This is a genomic window from Domibacillus tundrae (assembly GCF_000970675.1).
Taxonomy (GTDB): domain Bacteria; phylum Bacillota; class Bacilli; order Bacillales; family Domibacillaceae; genus Domibacillus; species Domibacillus tundrae.
This window is the reverse complement of sequence record NZ_LAJA01000039.1, coordinates 16,625-40,907: the sequence shown is the minus strand read 5'-3', so window position 1 is coordinate 40,907 and position 24,283 is coordinate 16,625. Positions and strand designations below refer to the sequence as shown.

Here is a 24,283-nt window from a genome sequence, read left to right as displayed (position 1 = left end):
CAGAAGCCTTTTTTGTGGGTCTAAAAAGAGCTCAATAAACGTCTTCCAGCGCTTTTCGCAATAGCGACATACTGCGGTCAAGATCTGTTTTCACTTGTTTCTTATAGAGTTTCGCTTTTTCATAGTCAGCGAATTGGTAAATAACAATTTCTTTATATTTTGCGCCTTCCTGCACTTTTTTCTGGCGCATTAAAATCCCATCATCAATTAATTCATGAAGTGACCGGTATATTTCAGAATGATTCGGCTCGTATCCGAAAGGTTTAAAGTTTGCTTTTAATTCGTCCATCGCCTGCATTCCATACATTTTATGTTCTTCAACAAAACGGATCATATAAAGCTTTAAAAAAGCACGCTGTTTAATTAAAAATTTCCCTTCACCTCTAGGCATTTTTTCCATCACTCCTTTCTTTTTAGTTTAATAGCTTGTTTTAAAATTGTCAAATTTGAATTTTGCACATATTGTATTTTAAAAAATAAAAACGGCCGAAGCCGTTTTCGTTAAAATGTTGTAAAATGAAATATTTTTTGGAATGCATAGATGATTCGTTTGCCAAGCGACATGTTGTCGTCGTGTTCCTCGTACGCATCTGTATAAATCGCTCCTTGGTTTTCCCACAACATTTGGAAATAGCCATCCACTTCACTTATAATTTCACTATCGTTGGCTGCTCTTATTTTGACGTCTGTTTCCGGGTTGTAGTTATTCAGATTTCGCGACGTATGATTGGCTGAACCGCTTATAATAACGGTCTCCTTTTTATGTTTCACATAGATCATTTTCGGATGGAATTGCTCCGGCGACTGAGCAAACCAGCGCACTTCTACTTTGTTGTCTGTGTCTTCCCGCAATTCAGCTGCCATTGGGATATTCGGCAAGCCTGTTTTTTTACGTCCGAATGAATTTTTGTTTGTATCAAGAATGAGCTTCACGTTCACCCCGCGATTTGCCGCATCAGTCAGTCCTTCAATAACAGTACGGTCGGCTAAATAAAACATTGCCAGCCAAATTTCATCTCCTTTTTTTGCTGCATCAATTTCATCGTGGACCGCTTCCTGAATTTTTCCTTCTGTTAGGAGCTGCACACGAACATCCCCTTCGTTTTGATGCGGATCAATGGAATCCGGAAAATTGATTTCACGCCGGGTGTCCGCAGCCGCTTTTTCACTTTTAAGCATGTCTCCAACGAGCGCTCCTTTTACTTCAAACGCCACGTTGGCAAAATAATAGCTTGCATCATGCGGATTTGCTGAACTGATCAGTGTCGTTTGTTCTGTCGTAATCGTTTTCCTGTGATTGGCTTTGACGTTAAAAAGTTTTAAATAGGAACGAATCGTCATATCCGGTGCCGTGTCGGAAAAAGCATTTGGCAGCCAGCCGTTTTGGCTGTCACCCCACCACGTAAACAGCATCCGATAAAATCCGCTGTAAATTGGGGTCGGATCACGAAAGGCATCCATGTTTGTTTCCACGACCTTGATGCCAGCCTTTTTCATTTGCACAAATTCCGGCACTGAATGAGAGCGGTATGATGAGTTTACTTCGTCTGTGACGAAAATGATAGGCATATCGGGGTTCGCTTCTTTTTTAGCGATTAGTGCATTTGTCATTCTCTGAACATTCGCTGGATATTCTTTCTTTTTTTCATGATAAGAATTGAATAAAAAATAATCAAGGACGATAAACTGTTCCGCTTCGTTTATAATTTCGAGCGTTCTTGTGAAAATTTCTTCCTTAAAAAATGTCTCGCTGTTTTTTTCACCAGATAAATTGTAGAAAAAATCGACATCTTCTTCATGTACTGTGTATTCTTTGCTTTTGTACGAAATATTGTCTGGCAGCGGCCGATAGACATTGTACATCATAATAATCACATATAAAGACAAAAAAAGAATGGCGAATAAGCGCCGCTTTCCCCATTTATCCAGCCTTATTTTCATAACGGCTCCCCCGTTCTCTCTGTTTCTTTTATCATACCCATGCCTGTACGGGGAAAAACCGGCTGAAAGATTTTTTAAACACGTTCAAACAGCATCGCAACACCAATTCCACCCGCACTTCCAACTGCGGCAACCCCATACGTTTCATTACGATGCTGCATGCCGTAAAAAAGCCGCAGTACAAGCATCGCTCCTGACGCCCCATACGGATGCCCAAGTACAAGCCCGCCTCCGTTCGGATTTAGTTTTTGGAGCGGAATGTCCAGTTTTCGAGCGGCATATACGAGTTTTACCGCAAAGGCTTCATTTATTTCCCACACGTCAATGTCTAAAACAGTTAAGCCTGTTTTTTGAAGCAGTTTTTCAATCGCCGGGACAGGTGTTGCAGCTGGAAAGTTTGGATCGGCACCAGCGACGGCACTTGCGATCACTTTTAAACCAGGTGCTCTCACAGACGTCATCGACACAGCACACGCCGCATCGTTAAAGGCAGATGCATTCAATGCCGTCACGGTGCCGCCTGATTTAAAAGCAGCTTTCGCCCGCGGCGCAATTTTTTCAACTGGGCGTTTTTTCATGGCGGCTTCATCTTGCTTATAGCCGCCAACCGGAACGATTTCTTCGCTAAACCGCTTTTTCTTTATCGATTCCTCATATCGCTTATAGCTTAAAATCGCATAGTCGTCCTGCTCTTTTCTAGAAATATGTTCCCGTTCAGCGAGCCATTCTGCCGCGATCCCCATTTCAGGATCGCCAATCGATGCAGGGGAAAAGACGGCTTTTTCCGGACGAGGTGATGTGCTGGAGCTTTCACATCCGCCCGCGATGATGAATTGTGCCCCGTCGGATTGAATAATGGCGGCACCGAGCCGGATCGCTTCTAAACCAGATGAACATTGCCGGTCAACCGTCAAGCCGGGTACGGTTTGGGGAAGCCCGGCCAAGAGCGAAGACAAGCGCGCAATGTTTCCACCTGGTCCGGTCACATTGCCAAGAATCACCTCGTCAGGTGGAACGTTCACTGATTTTGTTAAAGACGTGATAACAGGCGCAGCAAGCTCAGCCGCCCCAATGTGCGCAAAAATGCCGTCTTTTACGCCAACCGGTGTCCGTCGCGCATCCGTGATGTAAACCGTCATAGAAACGCCTCCCTTGCTTTCTTTTGCAAGTCTTTACGGGCGATTTTCCCGTTTGATGTAAGCGGCAACTCGTTCAGTTGAATCCAGCGTCTCGGCAGTTTTTGAACCGATAAGGCTTGTTTGGCAAACGCTCGGACCACGGTGGCAGCGGCTTGTCCTGTATAAAAGCAGATAATCCTTTCGCCTAGCCGCGGATCTGGAATGGAGGTTACGGCGGCCATCTCAACTCCCGGACATTTCACAATGATGCGTTCTATTTCTTCCGGATACACGTTGACCCCGCCGGTAATGATCATAAACTGTTCCCGGCCAACGATGTATAAATAGCCTTCTTCATCTAAATAGCCGGCGTCCCCAACTGTATAAAATCCGTCTTCTCTAACATCCAGCTGATAGGAGCCCTGCTCCACATAACCGCTGAACAGCATCGGGCTTTTCACAAAGACTGTGCCAATTTGATTAGCAGAAAGGCTTTTTCCATCCGATCGAATCTCAATCGTCACGCCTGTGCTTGGCTTTCCGGAAGAAGCAGGCCGCTCTTTGTAATCATCCGGCGTCATGTAAGAAACGAAGCTCAGCTCGGATGCGCCGTAAAACTCGTAAAGAGGCGCTTTTGGATACGAATTCATCCACTGCTGCTTTCTTTCAGCTGTCCAGCCGGCACCGGATAGGAAAACGAGCCCCGCAGAAGCAAGCCCTCCTTGCTGATCGATGGCTTCAAGCATCGTCGGCACCGCATAAAAAACGAACGATTCGGTTGTATTTAATGCTTCGATCACACTTTGCGGCAAAAATTTATCCATCAATACAATCGGCTGTCCGCTAAAAAGCGCAAAAGCCGTGCCATATAAAAAAAGAGAATGATGAATAGGACCGGCAATGACCGCCGTTTCCTGACCGGTCAATGGAAAATCAGCCAATCCCGCTTCAAAGCTTTTCAGCCAGGAAAACTGGTTTCGGGCAAATTGCTTTGGCGTGCCGCTTGACCCAGAAGTAAAGCCGGAATAAAACAACGCTTCGGAATCCGGATGGCAATAGGAAGAAGGCGCTGTTTTTTGAATAAGCCCGCCGATTTGACTTAGATCGTCTTCCCCAATAAACAGCGCCGGTTTTGCCAGGTGAAGCCGCTCGGCTCGTTCCGCATGGGTCATTCGTGGATCAAGCGGCATAAAAGTAAAACCGGCCCGGACTGCGCCGCAAAACAAAGCAAGTGTTTCCCACCGATTTTGTGCTGTTAGCGCAACGATATCGCCAGGCTGGCCCTGTAAAAGAAGCCACGCTGCTGCCCGCTTCGTTATGTCTTCCCATCTGCTGCATGTAAAAACCTCATTTTTTGTTTGTACACAAATAGACTCCGGGCACGTTTGTGCCCGGAGCGATTGTGTGGATGTCATGTTCATTATCGATCCCCCCACAGTACTATATCAAATTTTAGGCAGCGCGGCGAAAAGATGGCACGGCCTGCAGTGCTGTCCGCAGTTTCGGGACAAGAACAGCGGCAGCAGCCGACTTTAAAACGTCTCCCGGAATAAACGCCATGCTTGCAATCGTCACTTCTTTTAATCCAACACCTGTAACAAAGGATTGAACCGGTATGCCGATTGCGTATAGAACTGCGACACCGCCCACAAGATTGGCAGCGAACGTCCGGCGTGCTGTCAGCTTAGCGGCACGTTCGGTTAACAAGCCAATAACAAAAGCTCCTGCAATCCAAGAAATCAAAAAGCCGGCACTCGGTCCCGCAAACACAGCAAGACCGCCGCGCCCTCCGGCAAGAAGCGGTGCCCCTGCTGCGACTGTAAGGAGAAAGATAATTTGGCTGAGTGCCCCGAGACGCGCGCCGAGTACACCGCCGGCAATCATGACCCCAATCGTTTGAAAGGAAATCGGCACCGGTGTAAAAGAGAGCGGAATAGGCGGCAAGAAGCCTAAAACGCCCATAATAGCCGCAAACATGGCTGCCTGCATCCAGTGAATTGTTTTCATATATGTATTCCTCCAATAAATCGTTTTTTTTATTGTAAAGGTCTTTTCGCTTTATTGTCAACTGAATTTAATTTAAGTTAACAAATAACACAACATACTTTTTTCGGCCGGTATGGTAAAATAGTGCCCATACATATATATTTCCACGCAATGAGGTGCTTGTTTTGACGATTGAACCTTCTATAAAAATGGCTGCGTTCGATTCATCCATTTTTAGTGATTTAAAAACGTATACGGATGAAAAAAAACAAAAAGGAAAAACACTGATTGATTTAAGCCTCGGCAGTCCGGACTTGCCTCCGGACGAGCGAATCCGGGCTATATTAGCTAATGAAAGTGCGAAATCGGAAGCATACGGCTATACACTCGGTGGAACAGAACTTTTTTATAAATCCGTTGCCGACTACTATAAAAGACGTTCTGGAATAAACCTAAATCCAAAGACAGAAATCGTTCAGACGATGGGCTCTCAGGAAGGGCTCGTTCATCTTCCGCTTGCATTTTGCAACCCCGGTGATATTGTTCTGACGACCAATCCGGCTTACGTGGCTTATGAAGCGGGTATTACGCTTGCCGGAGTTGTCCCGTATTACATGCCGCTTCTGCCTGAAAATCGATTTTTGCCGGAGTTGTCCCTCATCCCGGACGATGTGGCGAAAAAAGCGAAATTGATGCTCTTAAATTTACCAGGCAATCCGGTACCAGCGATGCCGGATGACGCGTTTTTTGAACAGGTCATCGCATTCGCCAAAAAGCATCAAATTATTGTGCTTCACGATGCAGCGTATTCGGAATTTTATTTTACGGGTGAAAAGCCGTTTAGTTTTCTTGCTATCCCCGGGGCGATGGACGTCGGAATGGAAATAAACTCTCTATCGAAAAGTTTCAGCCTTGCTGGTGCACGAGTTGCCTACATCGCCGGGAATGCCGGCATGATCGCTGTTTTAAAACAATTGAAATCAAACCTCGACTATGGGGTATTTGACCCGATACAAAAAGCGGCGGCTTTTGCTCTTGATCAGGCGGAAGAAATTACAGACAAGCTTCGCGCTGAATTTCGTGCACGTGCCGAGGCCCTCTCGACAGGGCTTCAGAATATTGGCTGGCCTGTTGAGCGTCCAAACGGCGGGATGTTTTTATGGGCGAAAATTCCGCGCGGAGAAGATGATCGGGCGTTTGTGTTTCAAGCCATTGACGAGTCTGGTGTCGTGATGGTTCCCGGCAGTGCGTTTGGCACAGCGGGCAAAGGCTATGTGCGGATTGCGCTTGTTCAGCCTGTTCCCATACTAAAGCAAGCGGCAAAAGAGCTGAAAAAGGTGATTTCATGAATGGGATATGGCAATAATGGAGAAAATGAAATTAAAACGAACACTCCGGCTGTCTCCCTTTCAAGTTATCGTGCTTCTTTATTTGATAGGCGCTGTTTTTTCAAGCATTTTATTGCTGCTGCCAGTTGCCCATAAGCCAGGTGTTGAAATTGCGTTTATTGATGCAGTTTTTGTCGCTGTCAGTGCTCTTAGTGTCACTGGGCTCACCCCTGTCAGCACGGTTGACACCTTTAGCACGACCGGCTATTTTTTTATTTTGCTGATTTTGCAGGTCGGCGGTGTTGGTATTATGACATTTAGTTCGATGGTTTGGCTGCTGTTCGGCAAACGAATCGGCATGCGGGAACGGCAGCTCATTATGGCCGATCAAAATCGGACGGATTTAAATGGGCTTGTCAGGTTAATGCGTGAAATTTTCCTGCTTATATTGGCGATTGAAGCCGTCGGTGCCATTGTACTCGGCATTTATTTCACACAATATTATCCGACACTTGGCGAAGCATTTCTGCATGGCCTGTTTGCATCAGTCAGTGCGACCACTAATGGCGGGTTTGATATTACCGGTGCCTCGCTTATTCCATATGCGAACGATTATTTCGTCCAGTTTGTTCACATGGTGCTGATTATTCTTGGAGCAATCGGATTTCCTGTGCTGATTGAAGTAAAAGATTTTCTTACTTATCGCGGTTCACGCAAGTTTTCATTCAGCTTATTCACAAAATTAACGGTGACGATGTACGTTCTTTTAGCCGCAGTTGGTACAGCAGGGCTGCTTTTGTTTGAACGGCATAACTTTTTAATGGATAAAACGTGGCATGAATCGTTTTTTTATGCTGCTTTTCAGTCGATTGCATCCAGAAGCGGGGGGTTAACGACACTGGATTTAAATGATTTTTCATCGCCATCGCTTCTTCTGCTGTCGATGCTTATGTTTATCGGCGCTTCCCCGTCCAGTGTCGGGGGCGGCTTACGGACGACAACCGTTGCCATTGCGGCATTGAGTGTGTTTACATTTGCACGCGGAAAAAATACGATTAAAGTGTTTCAGCGGGAAGTGCACCCGATTGATGTACACCGGTCATTTGTCGTTGTCGCCACCGGGTCATTTATTTGGTGTATCTCGATTATGATGCTTTCTTATCTAGAGCCTGAGGTGGCACTGCTGCCGATCATTTATGAAGCATCTTCTGCATTTGGAACGACTGGATCTTCTTTGGGCATTACTAGCGTTATTGGGGCGCCGGCGAAAATCATTTTAATCGGGCTTATGTTTATCGGCCGTGTCGGCTTATTCTCCCTTTTGTTCCTTATTCGCGGCAAAGAAATAAAAGATTCCTACCATTACCCGAAAGAAAGAATTTTAATTGGCTAAAAAAGTAAAAGCCGTCTTTATCGACGGCTTTTACTCATCTCCAGTAATTTTATTGAAATTCTTTCTTTTGCTGCCCGCTCAGGTTTGGCGGCTGGTTTGGCCAAATACATGTAAACCATACCGACAAATACACTGCCGCCAATGATATTTCCAATTGTGACCGGAATTAAGTTATGGATCGCACTTGCAATAGAGATCGCTTCCGGATGCGGTACAACGAGCGTCAGGCTGAAAAGCACCATATTGGCAACGCTATGCTCAAAGCCGGCTACCACAAAGGTCATGACGAACAAAAGCATCGTCACAATTTTTTCCATATCGCCCTTCATCTGCATCGGAATCCAAACCGCGAGACAGACAATCCAGTTACATAAAATCGCTTTAAAAAATAATTCAGATGCCGGGTAATGCATTTTGTGTGAAACGACATCCATTAAATATTGAGAGTTGGCCGGATCGTTATAAATGCCGGCTGCGCCAATAAATAAAGCAAAGAATACCGCACCTAATAAATTTCCTGTATAGCAGACGGCTAACACAGCCAGCGAATCTTTCCATGTTGTTTTGCCGCTCATTGTACTCATCGTAAAATACATCGTATTGCCAGTAAACAGCTCTGCACTTCCGTATATAATCAAGACGAGTGCAATGCCAAAAAAGGCGCCAAGCATAAGCACTGTTGCAGGGGATCCCGCATCGAAAAAGGGTTCAGCAAGTTTAAAAGAAAGCATAATAGCAAAACCGATGAAAAAGCTGGCCAGCATCGCTTTGACGATGTACTGTATTGGATTGTTTTTTAAGATGGCTGATTTTTTAACCGCCCACGCATTTATTTCTTCGTACGCCTCTTTTTTCATTTTATTCACTCGCTCTTCTTGTTAGTTTGTGAAATAAATCACAATTTATTTACACTTTTATTATACGCCCTCTTTTCCCAAAGTCTACAGAAAAGTTGTCACAACTTTTTGTCCTTTTTTAAAGCGTTATCAATAATTTTCCCTAAAGAAAAAAGAGATGGTCTGAGTAAGCGCCATCTCTTTTTCAAAATCTTTTAAAGCAGCGGAAAAAACCACGGCAAAACGAGCGATGTAATAATCGAGGCGACCCCCATCGCTGCGCTTGAAACCGCACCTTGGACCGGTCCTTCGAGCACGGCCTGACTTGTGCCGATCCCGTGAGAAACGGTTCCGATGCCAAGTCCTCTCGAAAACGGATCTTTTATGTGAAAGACATTCAGCAAAAACGGTCCGAATACGGCACCAAATATGCCTGCTGTCATGACAAACGCTGCAGCGAGCGACGGGTCGCCGCCAATAATAAGCGCGGCTTCAATCGCGACAGGCGTGGTTACTGCTTTCACCGCGGCGGTTGCTTGAATTGTTTCCGACAAGCCGAATGCAGCCGACAGCCCGACAGCAGACGCAATTGTAGACATTGTTCCGACCACAAGGCCTACTACAGCAGGCACAAGCCGTTCTAGAAGAACTTCCCGATTATGATAAAGCGGCACAGCAAGCGCGACCGTTGCGGGACCAAGCAAAAATGTCATCATGTCTTTTGCCGGTGTATAGGCTTCGTAGGAAACATTAAACGCAAGAAGAATGGCAATCACAACCGCCGTTGACGTAAAAACGGGTGTTGTAAAGGGAGACGGAAACCGCATTGAAATAACTCTGGCTCCCAAGTAAACCGCAACGGTCAACGCAATATAAAGGATCGTCACTGTTTTGACCTCCTTTTAGCCGATAAGATCATTGACAGCCCGGCCGTTATCAAAAGCCCAATGATTGAACTGCCTGCAATCATAAGGAAAAGAGCCAGCCCGTCTGACCGGATTAAGTCTCCATACGCCATTAAACCAACTGCGATTGGAATAAAAAAGAACGCTAAATGCTTGTTTAAAAACGCCGCACCTGACCCAATAAAGCGGTCCGGCACGACCCCCGTTAACAGTAACAAAAGTAAAGTGAGCATACCGAATACACTTGCCGGGATGGGAATGTGGAGCACAGAAACAGTCCAAACCGATAGCTGGTAAAGAGCGGTTAAGCATGCAATTTGAATAAAGAAAAGGATCAATTTTTTCATTGGGCCTACCGCTTAACCGTAAAGAAACCTTTCATTTTCACTTCACCGGCTTCATTTTCGATTGTTACACTGCCTTTTCCCGCTTCTTCATCTATCCAGCTTCCTTTTATAGCAAGAGGCTCATCAGGGTATGTCATCGCCTGGAATCGGGCGTCATAGGACGTGAGCGGCTCGGCACACCATTCATCGATCGCCCGGCTGCCGAGCGCCATAACAAGCATGCCGTGTGCAATACAGCCCGGCAGCCCGGCTTTTTTAGCATATTCGGCATCGGTATGAATCGGATTATGATCTCCTGATGCGTGTGCATAGGATTCTATGTCTTCTTGTTTGATCGTCCATTGAATCAGATTAAACATGACGGTCTCCTTTCTGCTCGATAAGGACAGAACGGGAAATAATAGCTGTTTCATTCTCTTTTATGTAGGTTGTTTCAAGCTTCGCGAACGTCATGTTTTTTTTCATTGTTTTTCCGGTTATGTAAACAATGGCTTCAATTTGATCCCCAGGGTAAACAGGTTTTATGTATTCGTATGATTGGCTGCCATGCAGTACACAAGCGGGATCATACTGAAGCAGCTCAGTTAATTTATAAAATGACATGCCCCCCTGAAAATCCATGACTGTCGCAAAAGTTGGCGGGATCTCTTGAATGGAATCGCTTGCAAAAACAGCTTGTTTAAAAGCATTCACTTCTTTTTCTTCAATTTTGTAAACATAACGGTACAATTCTGTTTTCTCTTTCATTGTCTCACCCTTTCTTTTGATGATTTTACCATACAACCAACAAAAAAGGGCCCCTTAAAAAGAGACCGTTTTTGTTAACAAACAGGTTCCTGTTCGTGCGCGTGTTCCACAATAAATCCCATATCTTCAATCATTTTATGATCAGCTGTCGTTTCCTGGCCGGCTGTTGTTAAATAGTTGCCGAGAAAAATCGAATTGGCGGCGTATAAGCCGAGCGGCTGCACCGCACGCAAATTCACTTCCCGTCCGCCGGAAATACGGATTTCTTTCGATGGGTTAATAAACCGGAACAAAGCCAGTACCTTTAAGCAAAAAGAAGGTGTGAGCGGTTTTGCATGCTCAAGTTTCGTACCGGGAATCGCATGTAAAAAATTAACCGGGATCGAATCAGCATCCAGTTCGCGCAGGCTGAAGGCCATATTGACAATATCTTCATTTGTTTCGCCCATTCCGATAATGACACCGGAACATGGTGACATGCCGCTTTCTTTGACGCGCCCGACCGTTTCAGTCCGGTCATTGTATGTATGTGTCGTTGTAATTTCACTATGGTGCTCTTTTGACGTATTAATATTATGATTATACCGGTCCACCCCGGCTTCCTTCAGCTGTGCGGCTTGTTCTGGCTTTAAGATGCCAAGACACGCACAAATGCGCATTTGATATTTTTCTTTAATTTCTTTCACGGCACCTGTGACTGTTTCAATTTCTTTTTTAGACGGACCTCTTCCGCTTGCGACGATACAATATGTATTCGCTCCAAGCGAATGCGCTTTTTCGGCGCCTGCCACGATTTGTTCCCGGTCCATCATCCGGTATTTTTCGATTGGGGCAGTTGATTTAGATGATTGAGAGCAATAGCCGCAATCTTCGGGGCATAGCCCTGATTTTGTGTTGATGATCATATTAAGCTTCACTTTTTTGCCGTAATAATGGCGGCGGATCTGAAAAGCGCCATCGAGCAGCTGCAGCAAATCATCCTCCGGGCATTCTAGTATCTGGATGGCTTCCGCTTCCGATAGTTTGTATCCATTTAAAACCTGCCCAGCTAATTGAGTCCATGTTGACATAGGTCATCTCTCCTTTTTTCCAGATTAAAGGGTAACTAATTCTTTTGTCAACCTATTTTTATTTCAAGTTGACAATAATCCTCTCGTACATTCGTTGTTTTCATAGAGAAAAAGGAGTATACTTTTTGTGTCTAAAGGAACTAGCCTGCTAGCAGGCGCAGGAGGAACGAATGTTGAAAAAACAATTATTACTGGCGCTCACTTTATTATCCGCAGTCGTGCTTTCCGGCTGTCAGAGCGCCCAAACAGAAGGTCATTTTTTTCACGATTATTTGGTGAATCCGTTTGTTGAACTCATTCACTGGCTTGGGGAAATGCTTGGCAGCTATGGTCTTGCGATCATTGTGATCACGATTGCTGTCCGTCTTATCCTCATGCCCCTTATGCTTAATTCCATGAAAAAGCAGGCTGTCATGCGGCAGAAAATGGACGTTGTAAAGCCGCAGATGACGGATATTCAAGCTCGTTTAAAAGCGACGAAAAATCCGGAAGAGCAGCGGAAAATTCAAATGGAAATGATGAGTCTTTACAAAGAAAACGACATTAATCCAATGGCGATGGGCTGCCTGCCGATGCTTCTGCAAATGCCGGTCTGGATGGGGCTTTATTATGCCATTACCATTTCAGAAGACATTAAAACGCACGAATTTTTATGGTTCCAGCTTGGTCAGCCTGATATCGCGATGGCGATCATTGCCGGTATTATGTACTATGTTCAATTTAAACTGTCGATGCAGACGATGCCGCTGGAACAGCAGCAGCAAATGAAATTTGTCGGCCTGCTGTCGCCATTGATGATTTTGATTTTCTCCTTTAATGCACCGGCTGCTTTGCCGATATACTGGAGTGTCAGCGGACTCATTTTAATTTTCCAATCTTGGATCGGCCGCAAATATTATCAGAATCACCCGCCTGTAGAAGAAACAGTGAAGTGATTTATCCCCCCTTTTCAAAAAAAGGGGTTTTTTAATAGAAAAAAACGTAAACACTGTAAAATATGAAACTTTTTTGCCGGCTTGTCCGTATAAAGGAACATAATACGCTCACAATGAAGAGCGAAATGATAAAATGGAGTGGATGAACGATGCGATACTCTTTTTACTGGTTTCGTCGTCTTGCCGTTTCATTCGGAACGGCAGTTCTCGCAACGACTCTGTTTGACGGATTTTTGGCGTACGGGGCGTTTGCGGCCAGTTTTGCCGTGACATTTATGCTGTACACCAATTTCGGCAACAGACGGATCCAGAAAAAACACGGGTTAAATCGAAGGGAATATTACTATATACTGGATCAGCTGAAAGAAGCGAAAGCGAAGCTGTCCCGGCTGCAGCATTTATTTTTAAAAGTGCGGAGCCTGCGCTCCTTAAAGCAGATGATTGAGCTGAACAGCCTTGTGAAGCGGATTTATTCTGTCGTAAAGAAAGAGCCAAAGCGTTTTTATGAGATTGAGCCTTTTTTCTACTCGCACCTTGACTCGGTCGTGGAGCTTGCTGAAAAATCGTCCCTTCTCTCAAGCAAAAAAGTAAAAGACCCAGACATGAAAAAATCACTGCTTGAAACGACCGAAACGCTTGGCGACCTGTCGCAAACACTTGAAGCTGACTTACGCCAGGTACTCGCCCGTGATATTGAGCATTTAACGATTGAACTCGATGTCGCTAAACAGCGTGCCGGCCGGACTAACCAATTGTCTGAACCTGAACCTGCTAAGGAAGGAGATAAAAAAGATGAACAACGAATTACAGCCCCAACAGGCACCCGTTATGGGCGCAAAAAATGATGATTTATTAGATGACCTGCTTGCGGATCCATTTGGAGACATTCTTTCTTCACCAAGTACAGGGGCGACACCGTCCGCCCAGTCAAAGCGGCTTGTCGATATGCTGTCGGCTGAACATCGGCAAAAAGCGGAGCAGCTCGCTGCACAAATCGACGCTGGGAATCAACAGGCGGTTTTTTCATTCGGAACCGCTGCTCAAACAAAACTGTCTGATTTCTCCCACCATATGCTCGATCACGTCCAGCGTAAAGATATTGGGCCGATTGGCGATATTTTAAACGATTTAATGAAAAATTTAAAAAATGTCAATCCTGATGAGTTACGCGATGAAAAGCGAAATGTGTTTTCCCGCATGTTTGGAAAAGTGTCCGATTCCGTGCAGGAAGTGATGACACGCTACCAGAAAGTCGGCTCACAAATCGATCGGATCGGCGTAAAGCTTGAACATTCAAAACGCGGACTTGTAGAAGATATCCGGATGCTCGAGCAATTATATGAAAAAAATAAAGAATATTTCCAAGCGCTGAACATTTACATTGCTGCCGGAGAATTAAAACTCGAAGAAATTGAAACGAAGACGATTCCGGATCTGCGCCAAAAAGCGGAGCGAACCGGCGATCAAATGGATTTTCAAGATGTCAATGACATGATAGCATTCGCCGACCGGCTGGAGAAACGGCTGCACGACTTAAAACTGAGCCGCCAGATTACGATTCAAAGCGCCCCGCAAATACGCTTAATTCAAAATACAAACCAGGCGCTCGCTGAAAAAATCCAGTCGTCGATTTTAACAGCGGTGCCGCTTTGGAAAAACCAAATTGCAATCGCATTAACCCTTGTCCGCCAGCAAAAAGCGGTACAGGCCCAAAAAGAAGTATCGAAAACGACAAATGAACTGCTTTTGAAAAATTCAGAAATGCTGAAGGTCAACTCCATTGAAACCGCCCGTGAAAACGAGCGTGGGCTTGTCGACATTGAAACGTTAAAGAAAACGCAGGAAAACTTAATTACGACACTCGAAGAAACGATTCGCATCCAGCAAGACGGCCGAGTAAAACGAAAAGCGGCCGAAGATGAATTAATTGTAATGGAAGACGATTTAAAACAACGGCTGCTGCGGCTGAAACAATAATTAGAAAAAGGGCTGTCCAATTTAGAGGACAGCCCTTTTTCATGTTCATTTTATAGCTCTTCTGATCATAATCCACCTAAGGCCGCTTTCAAAAAACGGCACCCAGCCGATCCGATGAAAACTCCTTTCTAAATACTGTCAAACAGTAATTTTTTTAAGATGGGTGTCAAAACATGCGGGAGTTCAGATACATCCGGCGCCATAATAGAGCCATGCCCGTAAATTGTCTTCATCGTCTGCTGGCGTGCTTCGTCAAGCGCTTCATCCCCAATAAACAGATTAAACACCGTCATGCCTTTTTTGCGCGCTGCCATCACCGCTTCATGTGTATCGAGCACGCCGTTTTTATCGTAATCGGCGGCGGATGGCTCTCCATCAGAAAAGACGATAAGAAATTTTCGCTCTTCACTGCGGCGCTCCATTTTTTCAATCGCCAAACGAAGCGCAAATCCGTCGCGATTGTCTTCCTCCGGCCGAAGCTGCATAATCGCATAGCCCGTTTCTGCTTGATATGACGTGTTAAATGGCACAGCTGTCAAAAAATGATTCGGCTTTACGTCTTTGGAAAGAGACGACGTATCTTCCCAAAAGCCGGTAATTTCATGTGGTACACGAAGCGAAGCAAGTGTTTCATGAAACAGCACCGCACTTTTTTTCACGTCGTCCATTTTATCGTACATAGACGCAGAACTATCAATTAATAAATAAAAAGCGGCATTAATTTCACGAGACGGCTCCTGCTTTTTGTAAAAAAGGCGTGGATTATCGTCCGTAAAATACCGTGTCAGCTTCCGTCCGAGCCGGCCCGTTAATAAATCCGTCCGTGGACTTGTTTTTTTCTTTTCGATCGATTTTTCAATCATTCGTTTTAATGTATGAACAACCGGTGCTGTTTCGTCTTTTAAAAGGCGGTACTGTTCCCGTTCGCTGTCTTTCGCTGTACGCGGTTTTTCATAAATCGCCTTGGCCCCGATGTTTTCTTTTCCGTAGCGGGTTTCATCCGCTTGCGTGTCGGCATCGCGGCGCTCCGCTAATAGCCGGCTGTATTGTTCACGTGACGATTTTTTCGAGCGTCCCTGCACTGAGGCAAGCGCCGCATCCCCTTCGTCTCCTTCACGGGCGGTATTGCCCATCATTGGCGTTTTCGCTCCTTGATCAAGATCAAACTGCATAAATGTGCCGCGCGTTTCTTCGGATTCACGATGCCATGTGAAAAATTGTTCATCAAATTGTTCATGTTCGTCTGCATCCTGCTCATCATCATTCGCAAGCGGGTCTTGGCGTTTGCCTGGATCTACTGCTGCTTCTTCGATAGTTGGCTGTCGATAATCCGGCAGATGGCTATACGTATTCACCATTCCCCGCACATCTAATTCTTCGAGCACATCCGCTATGTCCGAAACGATTTTCACGACGTCTTTTGTCGTTCTCGCATCAAAAAGTGCCCGTGCCGTTCGGTCGATAAATGGAATGGCGCCGTTAATACCGGGATGAATGTCCGGCCAATCAAAAGGGGCATCTGCCTGCCAAAGCACAAACAGCGCATTGTAAACAGCATCTGTAAAAAATCCTTTTGATCGGTTAACCGATAGCTGCCCTTCATGATAGCCCCTCATCACTTGCTTCCGAATTCCAAACGCTTTTTTCGTCCCGGGGCGCAATTGAACGCAAAGCAGCTCAAGCCGGATGTCTTCTGCGACGGCAAGCAGCTGCCGGGCAAATCCATTTTTATAGCGGTGTATAAACGAGTGGACCGCTTCTTCGTCTGTCCACTGGGCGGTTCCGAGTGCACGCAAATAAATGTCTGTTTTCATTCCGGCTGTTTCTTCCTGACGGGAGCGGTGATGCCAAAAATGACTGACATACAAAACGGCCGGCTCTTTTTGAAAGTAAGCGAGCGGTCCAAATTCTACTTTTAAATTAGGATTTTGGGACAATGCCGCCGCGAGATCAGACAGCTCCATCCAAAAAGCGGAATTGACCGTTTCGTCGTTAAATTGAATGAACCGTTCCACGTTACGCGAACCACGTTTCCGCCGCGTTCAAAACAGCGGCTTTTTCGCGCTCATCATCGAGCTTGCCGGCAATTGCGCTTTCAATCGCACGCAGCGGTGGAATATATAGAGCCAGGTCACACGCGTCAACAAGGGCACGGATGGATGATGCTTCTTCCGGCAGACGGCCGCTTTCCACAAGGGTCGTTAAGTCGCTTGATAACGAAACGAATTGACTGAGCATTGTTTCATTTTGTAAGATGGACTGTTGCTTCAGCACTTTAAATAAGACATCCCCTGAAATATATGGAATGTCAAAGACGATAAACCGGTTTTTGAGTGCTTCATTCATCGGTGCGGTGCCAGCGTATCCTTCATTGACAGCAGCAATCACGCTAAATGTCGGCTGCGCTTTAACGACTTCCCCTGTAAACGGGTTGGTAATTTGGCGGCGATAGTCAAGCACACCATTTAAGATCGGCAATGTTTCCGGCTTTGCCATGTTAATTTCATCAATATATAAAAGGTGTCCGTTTTTCATCGCTTGAATGACGGGCCCTTCGACGAAGTCAATTTGCGTTTTTCCGTCCGTTTCAACAATCGTTTTAAAGCCAAGCATGGCTTCTGCATCGAGATCAACAGAGCAGTTGATGCTGTGAACCGGCTGGCCAAAATAAGCGGCGAGTGATTCAGACAATTTTGTTTTTCCGGAGCCAGTCGGCCCTTTCAGCAAAATGTTTTTACCAAGCGCCAAGGAAATAACCGTATCCGTCACTAACTCATTGTTTTGGGCAATATACGCAGTTGATTTCGTAACAGTATGCTGCTCAAATTGCGCTTTTCGTTTTTCTATAATGGAATTGATTTGTTCTGGCAGTGTTGTAATGTTCAAAAAAATCTTCCTTTCCAATCGCTTTTGCACATTTCATCATACACCTGTAAAGATATATAACGCAAAAAAAGCAGGCTGATTCGCCCGCATTTTGCTTACATGTCATATTCGTAAATGTAAAGGCCACGTCCAAGCTTGCGAACATGCGCATTTTCACGCTCAAGACTGTTCATAAACGTTGTCATATTCGCAATTTTTTTTCCGGATTGCTGTTCCACATATCGCTGCAGCTCAACGCCGCGAATCGGTGTGTTTTGTTCTTTTAAAATGCGGATCGTTGTATCTCGAAGCTCTGTTAATCCTTCACTTCGCCGGCCTCTGCGTACTTTTGGTGGCGCTCCGACTGTTGTAATGGCCGTTACCTCGACATGCCCTGCTTCCCCTTCATCTAATTCCTGAAGTCTGGAAAAGATCGTTTCCCGTTCTTTTTTAAATTCCTGCATCACACGAATTTCTGCATCCGCTAACTGATCCAGCCTGATTTTCAATGCCATTCGTTCATCAAACACTGTTTTCGCCCCCTGTAGCAACACGCTCATTTATCCATTCGTATCTTGAAAATAATCTTTATAAAAACCGGACACCCGGCCTTTGTTATCAACGACAAAATAAAATTCGTCTGTTTCATTTTTTACTTCGTATACGTGTCCTTTCGTCAGGACATTTTCCACCATATACTTTTCTGCATTTGTGTGAATACATGTGACTTGTTTTAGCGTTTTCGTTTCGTTCCAGTTTAAATGAATCATCGTCTTCTCTCCTTTACCATTTCATTTATCGCATCCGGAATCAAGTCGTGAATGCCAAATGGCCGCATCGCTTGAGCCGGGTACATTCGTTTCCAAATGTCAGCACACTTTCCGTGCAAATAAACAGCGTCTGCGACAGCTGTTTTTAAATGTGAATTGCGCATGACAAGCGCTAAAATGATACCCGTTAGCGTATCACCACTTCCGCCTTTTGACAACCCTTCGTTGCCCGTTTCGTTTATATAGCCGCTTCCGTCTGCAAACGCAATGACGGTATATTCGCCTTTTAATACGACAGTGACCTGGTGTTTCACCGCGTAAGCGGACGCTTCCTGCAAACGATTTTTTTGAATATGCTCGATCGATTTTCCTGTCATACGAGAAAACTCACCAGGATGCGGTGTTAAAATGACCGGACATTTAGCTTCTTGCCAGCTTCTTGAGTGTAACGCGCCGGCATCTAAAATAACCGGTTGGTTTTGCTGCAGCAGATGCTGAACGATCAATTCCATTTTATTATCTGCTGCCCGTCCACACCCGGCGGCGATCGCCTGAAACGTATGATCAACATCAATGCTCGTCCCAAAGTCGTACAGTGCTTCAGGGACATGGGAAGCGATCACCGGTACCGCTTCTTGTTCGGTTTGCACCGTTACTTTACCAGCACCGCATGATACTGCACCAAGCGCAGCAAGTGCAGCACTGCCGGGCATTAACCCCGTTCCCGCGATCAGGAGTCCATGGCCAAATATGCCTTTATGGGCATTATGGCCGCTGTAATAAAAAGAACAAGATGTCTGGGTAGGCTCATAAATGGTCCAATTAGACGTATGTGGGAGCCCGATATCAACAATATATGATTATCCGTAATAAGCCGCAGCAGGATACAAAAACCGGGAAGGTTTATACCCATGTACTATGTAGGTTTTGTCTGCTTGAATAACGGATTCATCACAATTCCCGCTATCGGAGGCTACACCGGTTGGCAAATCAATAGAAACGCGCTGCGCTTTTTGCGTATTGATCCAATCCGTGCATTGTTTTATGGCAGCAGATAATGGCAGCCTCGCTCCAACACCCAACAAGGCATCGATTACGACCGTGGCCGAAACGTCCGGCTGATCGGTTTCATATGAATAACCGAGTGTTTCATAATAGTGCAAGTGGCTTTTCGACGGCTCTGTTTCCGGCAGCCCGATCGGAAAATAGAGACAGCATTTCGCACCAGCCTGTTTTAAATAACGCGCCAGCACAATCCCGTCGCCCCCATTTTTTCCTTTTCCCGATACAATTAAAAACGAATGATCATTCACATCGTACGAGGCAGTAATATCCTTAAATAAACCGGCACCAGCACTCTCCATTAATGTGAAAGAAGGCATGCCATTTTCTTCGGCTTGTTGATCCGTTTTTTTTATTTCACTACTCTTATAAATATACAACATAATACCCCCTTTTTCATGATTTTATGTAATAATTTCTAAAAATAATCATATAATTTAGGAGTATTATAGCATTTTTATTTGTTTTCCTGTTATCGTTTGCCTTTTATGAGATAGCTAGTATAATTAGCAGAAAATAAAGAGAATTTCTCTTTATTTGAACACCAAATCAAAGGAGGTCATAAAGTGAAAATTATGAGTGACGAGATGCTGGTGGCGGCTTACAGGGATGCATTGAAGCATGACCAGAATAAGTCTGAAATTGAAACATTAAAAACAGAAGTGCACAAAAGAGGCCTTTCCCCAAAACTTGAAAAAGAGTAACAAAAATCCCGCAGCGTGTGCTGCGGGATTTTTTTATTATCCTTCGAGAAGAAGATCTTCCGGATTTTCAATTAATTCTTTCACCATTTTCAAGAACCCAACCGCTTCTTTTCCGTCAATGATCCGGTGGTCATATGAAAGTGCCACATACATCATCGGGCGAATTTCAACCGTATCACCGATCGCAACCGGGCGTTTTTGAATCGTATGCATGCCAAGGATCCCCACTTGCGAACCGTTTAAAATTGGTGTCGACAGCAATGAACCGAAAACACCACCGTTTGTAATCGTAAATGAGCCGCCTTGCAAATCTGCAAGCGCTAATTTGTTGTCGCGTGCTTTCAAAGCCATTTCCATAATGGATCCTTCGATTTCAGAGAAGTTTTTGCGGTCACAATCGCGAACGACTGGCACAACTAAACCGTCATCTGTTGATACTGCAACGCCGATATCATAAAACTTTTTCAATACCACTTCGTCGCCATCAATTTCTGCGTTTACATATGGATATTTTTTCAATCCGGCTACGACCGCTTTTGTGAAAAATGACATAAAGCCGAGACGCACATCATGATCATCAAAGAACTTATCTTTTTTCCGTTTACGGAGGTCCATGATGTTTGTCATATCAATTTCATTAAATGTTGTCAGCATCGCCGCGGTTTGCTGTACTTCAACAAGACGCTTTGCGATTGTTTGACGACGGCGGCTCATGCGCTCGCGTTCAACCGGTTTGCCATTATTCTGCGCTTTTGGTGCAGGTGCTGCTTTTTGTGGTGCCGCTTGCTGTGGTGCTTTTTGCGGCGGTGCAGTTGGTGTGTTTTGATGTGAGTCAACATCCTGAACACGGACACGGCCAAGTGGATCAGCTGTTTTCACTGCGTTCAAGTCAATGCCTTTTTCACGAGCAAGCTTGCGGGCTGCCGGTGAAGCGATTGTGCGGCTGCCAGCTTCTTTTTGCAGCTGTGCCGGTTCTGGCTGTACTTCTTTTTCTTCTGCTTTTGGCGCTGCCTGCGTTGGTGCTTCTTCTTTCGCTGCTGGTGTGGACGGTGAACCTGAACCGCCTGCTTCAACGAGCGCAATGACTTGGCCGACTTCAACAGTGTCGCCTTCTGCCGCCTGCAATTCCGTAATCGTTCCTGCTTCTTCTGAAATGATTTCCACGTTTACTTTATCCGTTTCAAGTTCAACGATATATTCGCCTTTTTCAACGTAGTCACCCGGCTGTTTCAGCCATTGTGCAATGGTGCCTTCTGTAATTGATTCTGCCAGTTCAGGAACTCTAATTTCAGCCACTGTTAAAATCCTCCTCGTTGTTTTCCGTTGTCATTTTCATTATGTACAGGCCTGCACCACTTGCAGGTGGTGCAGGCTTTTATTACTGTTCTTTCGTTAAAACTGTACGTAAAATACGAGCCTGCTCTTTTTTGTGTACAATTGCATCACCTTCTGAAGGACTTGAACGACGGCGGCGGCCGACATAGCGCACCGTTGCGCCTTCAGGAACCGTATCACGCAGTCTTGGGTCCATGTATGTCCATGCGCCCATGTTTTGCGGTTCTTCTTGAAGCCAAATAACATCTTTCACATTTGGCAAGCGTTCAAGAATAGCGGTAATTTCTTCTTTCGGGAATGGATACAATTCCTCAACCCGCAGTACATGCACCCAATCAAGATTGTCTTCTGATTTCTCAATTTGTTCTGCCAGATCAATGGAAACTTTTCCGCTGCAAAGCACAAGTCGTTCCACTTGCTTTGGTTTGCTGCCCGTTCTCGGCTCTTCAACAATCACGTTGAAATTTCCGTCTGAGAACTCAGATGCTTTTGATGCGGCCAACGGATGACGAAGCAGGCTTTTCGGCGTCATGATCACAAGCGGGCGAACTTCTTCTTTTTTCAAAATTGAGGCTTGCCGGCGTAAAATGTGGAAGTACTGCGACGTCGACGACAAGTTTGCGACCGTCCAGTTGTTTTCTGCTGCTGATTGCAGGAAACGCTCCATGCGTGCGCTTGAATGCTCTGGACCTTGGCCTTCATAGCCATGGGGCAAAAGCAGCACAAGACCTGATTTTTGCCCCCATTTCGCCCGGCCAGATGAAACAAACTGGTCAAACATCACTTGTGCCATGTTAGCGAAATCACCGAACTGTGCTTCCCATAAGACAAGTGTTTCCGGCGAGAAAACGTTATAGCCGTATTCAAAGCCAACTACGGCTGTTTCTGTCAGCGGCGAGTTAATGACGTCAAATGAAGCCGATACATTGCTTAAGCCGTGTAATGGATTATATTCTTTCCCATCACTTTCATCGTGCAAAACGATGTTTCGGTGTGCAAATGTTCCACGCTGCGAATCTTGACCGGTTAGTCTGATCGGTGTGCCTTCTTTTAGGATTGAGGCAAAGGCAAGCGTTTCAGCATGCCCCCAATCAATTTGACCGTCTTCTTCAAACAGCTGCTCGCGGCGTTTTAAAATTCGCTCCAGCTTTTTAAACGGCTGGAAGCCTTCTGGCCATTGAAGAAGCTCATGATTGATAATTTTTAAATCTTCTTCGCTTACGCCTGTTTTGTTACATGGAAGATCTTGCTCAACCACTTCAGGCGGATTCATGACGATATCTGGATTGTCGTCTTTTTTCGGAACTGTTTCGAACAGTTCTTTTAATTTTTGTTCGTTTTCTTTATATACGTCATCAGCAAAGCCTGCTTCAATAACACCGCGGTCCGCCAATTTTTCCGCATACAGCTCACGAACCGTTTTATGCTTATGAATCATGTTATACATGGTCGGATTGGTCGTCATCGGCTCGTCCATTTCATTATGGCCAAAACGGCGATACCCAATTAAGTCGATCACAAAGTCTTTGCCAAAGCGCGTCCGGTAGTTAACCGCCATAAAGGCTGCCGCTACACATGCTTCCGGATCGTCTGCATTCACGTGTACAATTGGCACTTCAAATCCTTTTGCAACGTCTGATGCATATCTCGTAGAACGGGAATCATAGCTTTCAGTCGTAAATCCGATCATGTTGTTCGAAATAATATGAATCGAACCGCCTGTTTTATAGCCGTTAATTTGGCTCATGTTGAACGTTTCCCCGACGATGCCCTGTCCAGGGAACGCTGCGTCACCGTGAATGATGATCGACATCGCTTTCGATACATCAAGTTCCGGCTTGCCTTTGTTCGTACGGTCTTCTTGGGCAGCACGCGTATAACCGGCTACAATTGGGCTGACGACTTCAAGATGACTCGGGTTGTTCGCAAGAGTAATGCGCGCTGTTTGCGTATCTTCTTCTTTGTAGCTGCGGTCTGCACCGAGGTGGTATTTCACATCCCCTGTCCAGCCATGGTAGTTCATTTTCATCGAACCAAGCGGCAGCATTTTTTTGTTTGGTGCATGTGCAAATTCCGCAAAAATCATCTCGTATGGCTTGCCAAGGATGTGAGCAAGCACGTTTAAGCGTCCGCGGTGGGCCATACCAATGTTGATCGATTGCGAACCTTTAACCGCTGAATGGTGAACGAGCTCATCTAAAAGTGGCACCATCGCATCCAAGCCTTCAATAGAGAAGCGCTTTTGGCCAACGAATGTTTTGTGAATGAACTTTTCGAATCCTTCTACTTGTGTAAGGCGTTTCAACAGCTTTTTCTTGTCGCTGTCTGAAAACGTCGGATAATAATCCGTTGATTCGATTTGCTGGCGAAGCCATTGTTTTTCTTCAAGATCGTGCACTTGTGCAAATTCAAATGCTACTTTATCCGTGTATACTTTTTTCAAGTGCATGATCGCGTCATAACCGTTTTGCACGTGCATTGGCGCGCCCGGGCAAATGTACTCCACCGGAATTTGGCGTAGGTCCGCTTCCGTCAATTCGTACGTTTCAAGATCAATCCGGCGCGTGTCTTTTTTGCTGTCATCAAGCGGGTCGATGTCCGCTGCCAAATGACCGTAAATGCGAATGCTGTCTGCGAGCTTAACCGCACGAAACAGCTTATCAAGGTCGCCTGCTGATGCCTTGTGCTGTGATGCATTTCCTGTTAATGATTCAGGGGGTCCCCACTGATCAAATAACTGACGCAGTTCCTGATCGACTGCATCCGGGTCGGTCAAGTACTGTTCGTACACTTCCATTACATACCCAAGGTTCGGTCCCGAAAAGTTTTTCCACGGGTTCCCTTGGCCACTTTGCATGTTCATTCTGAAAAACCTCCACCTGTTGCCATTTGATTTCCGTGTATACGTTCGCTGTTAACAAAATATGTACAAATAAATCTAAAAACGCTTTCAGAACAAGTTTA

25 protein-coding genes are annotated in these 24,283 nt (G+C 45.4%); 6 read left to right on the top strand and 19 right to left on the bottom strand.

Features of this window, described 5'->3' with window-relative positions:
- Window positions 1-31: 31 nt before the first annotated feature.
- The 5 genes from VQ00_RS17290 to VQ00_RS17270 all read right to left on the bottom strand — a co-directional run bounded on the left by VQ00_RS17290 (window position 32) and on the right by VQ00_RS17270 (window position 5,066).
- Entirely contained in the window at window positions 32-391 is a 360-nt protein-coding gene (locus tag VQ00_RS17290; RefSeq protein WP_156154115.1) for a replication termination protein, read from the bottom strand.
- A 110-nt stretch (window positions 392-501) separates the two neighbouring features.
- On the bottom strand, window positions 502-1,941 hold the full coding sequence (locus tag VQ00_RS17285; protein ID WP_046181370.1) for a phospholipase D family protein: 1,440 nt from the start codon (window positions 1,939-1,941) through the stop codon (window positions 502-504).
- Between the two features lie 74 nt (window positions 1,942-2,015).
- Window positions 2,016-3,080, bottom strand: a complete 1,065-nt coding sequence (locus tag VQ00_RS17280) for an acetyl-CoA C-acyltransferase (protein ID WP_046181369.1) — start codon at window positions 3,078-3,080, stop codon at window positions 2,016-2,018.
- Window positions 3,077-4,480, bottom strand: a complete 1,404-nt coding sequence (locus tag VQ00_RS17275) for an AMP-binding protein (RefSeq protein ID WP_052728646.1) — start codon at window positions 4,478-4,480, stop codon at window positions 3,077-3,079. The genes VQ00_RS17280 and VQ00_RS17275 overlap by 4 nt, the downstream gene beginning before the upstream one ends.
- 31 nt (window positions 4,481-4,511) lie before the next feature.
- On the bottom strand, window positions 4,512-5,066 hold the full coding sequence (locus VQ00_RS17270; RefSeq protein WP_046181368.1) for a biotin transporter BioY: 555 nt from the start codon (window positions 5,064-5,066) through the stop codon (window positions 4,512-4,514).
- Between the two features lie 164 nt (window positions 5,067-5,230).
- Between VQ00_RS17270 and VQ00_RS17265 the strand changes: the two genes are divergently transcribed.
- Both VQ00_RS17265 and VQ00_RS17260 read left to right on the top strand, forming a co-directional pair.
- Complete coding sequence (locus VQ00_RS17265; protein ID WP_046181367.1) at window positions 5,231-6,394, top strand: aminotransferase class I/II-fold pyridoxal phosphate-dependent enzyme; 1,164 nt, start codon at window positions 5,231-5,233, stop codon at window positions 6,392-6,394.
- 25 nt (window positions 6,395-6,419) lie between these two features.
- The gene (locus tag VQ00_RS17260; RefSeq protein ID WP_046181376.1) at window positions 6,420-7,766 is read left to right on the top strand and encodes a TrkH family potassium uptake protein; all 1,347 of its coding nucleotides are present in this window, start codon (window positions 6,420-6,422) and stop codon (window positions 7,764-7,766) included.
- 17 nt (window positions 7,767-7,783) lie between these two features.
- Here VQ00_RS17260 and VQ00_RS17255 read toward each other — a convergent pair whose 3' ends face one another.
- The 6 genes from VQ00_RS17255 to bioB form a co-directional block, all read right to left on the bottom strand.
- Window positions 7,784-8,623, bottom strand: a complete 840-nt coding sequence (locus VQ00_RS17255) for a formate/nitrite transporter family protein (protein ID WP_046181366.1) — start codon at window positions 8,621-8,623, stop codon at window positions 7,784-7,786.
- A gap of 194 nt (window positions 8,624-8,817) precedes the next feature.
- A complete protein-coding gene (locus tag VQ00_RS17250) occupies window positions 8,818-9,489 on the bottom strand; it encodes an LrgB family protein (protein WP_046181365.1) in 672 nt (223 codons plus the stop codon).
- Window positions 9,486-9,854, bottom strand: a complete 369-nt coding sequence (locus VQ00_RS17245; protein WP_046181364.1) for a CidA/LrgA family protein — start codon at window positions 9,852-9,854, stop codon at window positions 9,486-9,488. Before VQ00_RS17245 ends, VQ00_RS17250 begins: the two co-directional genes overlap by 4 nt.
- Before the next feature lie 5 nt (window positions 9,855-9,859).
- Entirely contained in the window at window positions 9,860-10,213 is a 354-nt protein-coding gene (locus VQ00_RS17240) for a MaoC family dehydratase (RefSeq protein WP_046181363.1), read from the bottom strand.
- Window positions 10,206-10,601 carry an FAS1-like dehydratase domain-containing protein gene (locus tag VQ00_RS17235; protein WP_052728644.1) on the bottom strand — a complete coding sequence of 132 codons (396 nt, stop codon included), beginning with the start codon at window positions 10,599-10,601 and terminating at the stop codon, window positions 10,206-10,208. Before VQ00_RS17235 ends, VQ00_RS17240 begins: the two co-directional genes overlap by 8 nt.
- A gap of 74 nt (window positions 10,602-10,675) precedes the next feature.
- Window positions 10,676-11,671 carry a biotin synthase BioB gene (gene bioB / locus VQ00_RS17230; RefSeq protein WP_046181362.1) on the bottom strand — a complete coding sequence of 332 codons (996 nt, stop codon included), beginning with the start codon at window positions 11,669-11,671 and terminating at the stop codon, window positions 10,676-10,678.
- 170 nt (window positions 11,672-11,841) lie between these two features.
- On the opposite strand from bioB, the gene yidC reads away from it, so the two are divergent.
- The 3 genes from yidC to VQ00_RS17215 all read left to right on the top strand — a co-directional run bounded on the left by yidC (window position 11,842) and on the right by VQ00_RS17215 (window position 14,583).
- Entirely contained in the window at window positions 11,842-12,606 is a 765-nt protein-coding gene (yidC, locus tag VQ00_RS17225) for a membrane protein insertase YidC (protein ID WP_046181361.1), read from the top strand.
- Between the two features lie 149 nt (window positions 12,607-12,755).
- The gene (locus VQ00_RS17220; protein WP_046181360.1) at window positions 12,756-13,451 is read left to right on the top strand and encodes a 5-bromo-4-chloroindolyl phosphate hydrolysis family protein; all 696 of its coding nucleotides are present in this window, start codon (window positions 12,756-12,758) and stop codon (window positions 13,449-13,451) included.
- Window positions 13,399-14,583 carry a toxic anion resistance protein gene (locus VQ00_RS17215; RefSeq protein WP_046181359.1) on the top strand — a complete coding sequence of 395 codons (1,185 nt, stop codon included), beginning with the start codon at window positions 13,399-13,401 and terminating at the stop codon, window positions 14,581-14,583. The genes VQ00_RS17220 and VQ00_RS17215 overlap by 53 nt, the downstream gene beginning before the upstream one ends.
- Before the next feature lie 128 nt (window positions 14,584-14,711).
- On the opposite strand, the gene VQ00_RS17210 is transcribed toward VQ00_RS17215, so the two are convergent.
- The 6 genes from VQ00_RS17210 to VQ00_RS17185 form a co-directional block, all read right to left on the bottom strand.
- Window positions 14,712-16,598 (bottom strand): VWA domain-containing protein, encoded by a 1,887-nt coding sequence (locus VQ00_RS17210; RefSeq protein ID WP_046181358.1) that lies wholly within the window; start codon window positions 16,596-16,598, stop codon window positions 14,712-14,714.
- A 1-nt stretch (window position 16,599) separates the two neighbouring features.
- On the bottom strand, window positions 16,600-17,469 hold the full coding sequence (locus tag VQ00_RS17205; RefSeq protein ID WP_245618147.1) for an ATP-binding protein: 870 nt from the start codon (window positions 17,467-17,469) through the stop codon (window positions 16,600-16,602).
- A gap of 95 nt (window positions 17,470-17,564) precedes the next feature.
- A complete protein-coding gene (locus VQ00_RS17200) occupies window positions 17,565-17,978 on the bottom strand; it encodes a Rok-like winged helix domain-containing protein (protein WP_052728642.1) in 414 nt (137 codons plus the stop codon).
- 30 nt (window positions 17,979-18,008) lie between these two features.
- Window positions 18,009-18,218: a DUF6501 family protein gene (locus VQ00_RS17195; protein ID WP_046181356.1), complete on the bottom strand. Its 210-nt coding sequence runs from the start codon at window positions 18,216-18,218 to the stop codon at window positions 18,009-18,011.
- Complete coding sequence (locus tag VQ00_RS17190; RefSeq protein ID WP_046181355.1) at window positions 18,215-19,033, bottom strand: NAD(P)H-hydrate dehydratase; 819 nt, start codon at window positions 19,031-19,033, stop codon at window positions 18,215-18,217. The genes VQ00_RS17195 and VQ00_RS17190 overlap by 4 nt, the downstream gene beginning before the upstream one ends.
- A gap of 45 nt (window positions 19,034-19,078) precedes the next feature.
- Window positions 19,079-19,663 carry an NAD(P)H-hydrate epimerase gene (locus VQ00_RS17185; RefSeq protein WP_082091648.1) on the bottom strand — a complete coding sequence of 195 codons (585 nt, stop codon included), beginning with the start codon at window positions 19,661-19,663 and terminating at the stop codon, window positions 19,079-19,081.
- A gap of 192 nt (window positions 19,664-19,855) precedes the next feature.
- On the opposite strand from VQ00_RS17185, the gene sda reads away from it, so the two are divergent.
- Window positions 19,856-19,984, top strand: a complete 129-nt coding sequence (gene sda, locus VQ00_RS17180; RefSeq protein ID WP_256519779.1) for a sporulation histidine kinase inhibitor Sda — start codon at window positions 19,856-19,858, stop codon at window positions 19,982-19,984.
- A gap of 36 nt (window positions 19,985-20,020) precedes the next feature.
- Here sda and odhB read toward each other — a convergent pair whose 3' ends face one another.
- Window positions 20,021-21,280, bottom strand: coding sequence for a 2-oxoglutarate dehydrogenase complex dihydrolipoyllysine-residue succinyltransferase (odhB, locus tag VQ00_RS17175; protein WP_046181352.1), 1,260 nt, complete (start codon window positions 21,278-21,280; stop codon window positions 20,021-20,023).
- A gap of 82 nt (window positions 21,281-21,362) precedes the next feature.
- Window positions 21,363-24,182, bottom strand: coding sequence for a 2-oxoglutarate dehydrogenase E1 component (locus tag VQ00_RS17170; protein ID WP_046181351.1), 2,820 nt, complete (start codon window positions 24,180-24,182; stop codon window positions 21,363-21,365).
- Window positions 24,183-24,283: the final 101 nt, after the last annotated feature.

Coding starts and splice junctions, on each gene's coding strand:
- VQ00_RS17290 (WP_156154115.1), bottom strand. CDS start 391: ATGCCTAGAGGTGAAGGGAAATTTTTAATTAAACAGCGTGCTTTTTTA.
- VQ00_RS17285 (WP_046181370.1), bottom strand. CDS start 1,941: ATGAAAATAAGGCTGGATAAATGGGGAAAGCGGCGCTTATTCGCCATT.
- VQ00_RS17280 (WP_046181369.1), bottom strand. CDS start 3,080: ATGACGGTTTACATCACGGATGCGCGACGGACACCGGTTGGCGTAAAA.
- VQ00_RS17275 (WP_052728646.1), bottom strand. CDS start 4,480: ATGAACATGACATCCACACAATCGCTCCGGGCACAAACGTGCCCGGAG.
- VQ00_RS17270 (WP_046181368.1), bottom strand. CDS start 5,066: ATGAAAACAATTCACTGGATGCAGGCAGCCATGTTTGCGGCTATTATG.
- VQ00_RS17260 (WP_046181376.1), top strand. CDS start 6,420: ATGAAATTAAAACGAACACTCCGGCTGTCTCCCTTTCAAGTTATCGTG.
- VQ00_RS17255 (WP_046181366.1), bottom strand. CDS start 8,623: ATGAAAAAAGAGGCGTACGAAGAAATAAATGCGTGGGCGGTTAAAAAA.
- VQ00_RS17245 (WP_046181364.1), bottom strand. CDS start 9,854: ATGAAAAAATTGATCCTTTTCTTTATTCAAATTGCATGCTTAACCGCT.
- VQ00_RS17240 (WP_046181363.1), bottom strand. CDS start 10,213: ATGTTTAATCTGATTCAATGGACGATCAAACAAGAAGACATAGAATCC.
- VQ00_RS17235 (WP_052728644.1), bottom strand. CDS start 10,601: ATGAAAGAGAAAACAGAATTGTACCGTTATGTTTACAAAATTGAAGAA.
- bioB (WP_046181362.1), bottom strand. CDS start 11,671: ATGTCAACATGGACTCAATTAGCTGGGCAGGTTTTAAATGGATACAAA.
- yidC (WP_046181361.1), top strand. CDS start 11,842: ATGTTGAAAAAACAATTATTACTGGCGCTCACTTTATTATCCGCAGTC.
- VQ00_RS17220 (WP_046181360.1), top strand. CDS start 12,756: ATGCGATACTCTTTTTACTGGTTTCGTCGTCTTGCCGTTTCATTCGGA.
- VQ00_RS17215 (WP_046181359.1), top strand. CDS start 13,399: ATGAACAACGAATTACAGCCCCAACAGGCACCCGTTATGGGCGCAAAA.
- VQ00_RS17195 (WP_046181356.1), bottom strand. CDS start 18,218: ATGATTCATTTAAACTGGAACGAAACGAAAACGCTAAAACAAGTCACA.
- VQ00_RS17185 (WP_082091648.1), bottom strand. CDS start 19,663: ATGTTGTATATTTATAAGAGTAGTGAAATAAAAAAAACGGATCAACAA.
- sda (WP_256519779.1), top strand. CDS start 19,856: ATGAGTGACGAGATGCTGGTGGCGGCTTACAGGGATGCATTGAAGCAT.
- VQ00_RS17170 (WP_046181351.1), bottom strand. CDS start 24,182: ATGAACATGCAAAGTGGCCAAGGGAACCCGTGGAAAAACTTTTCGGGA.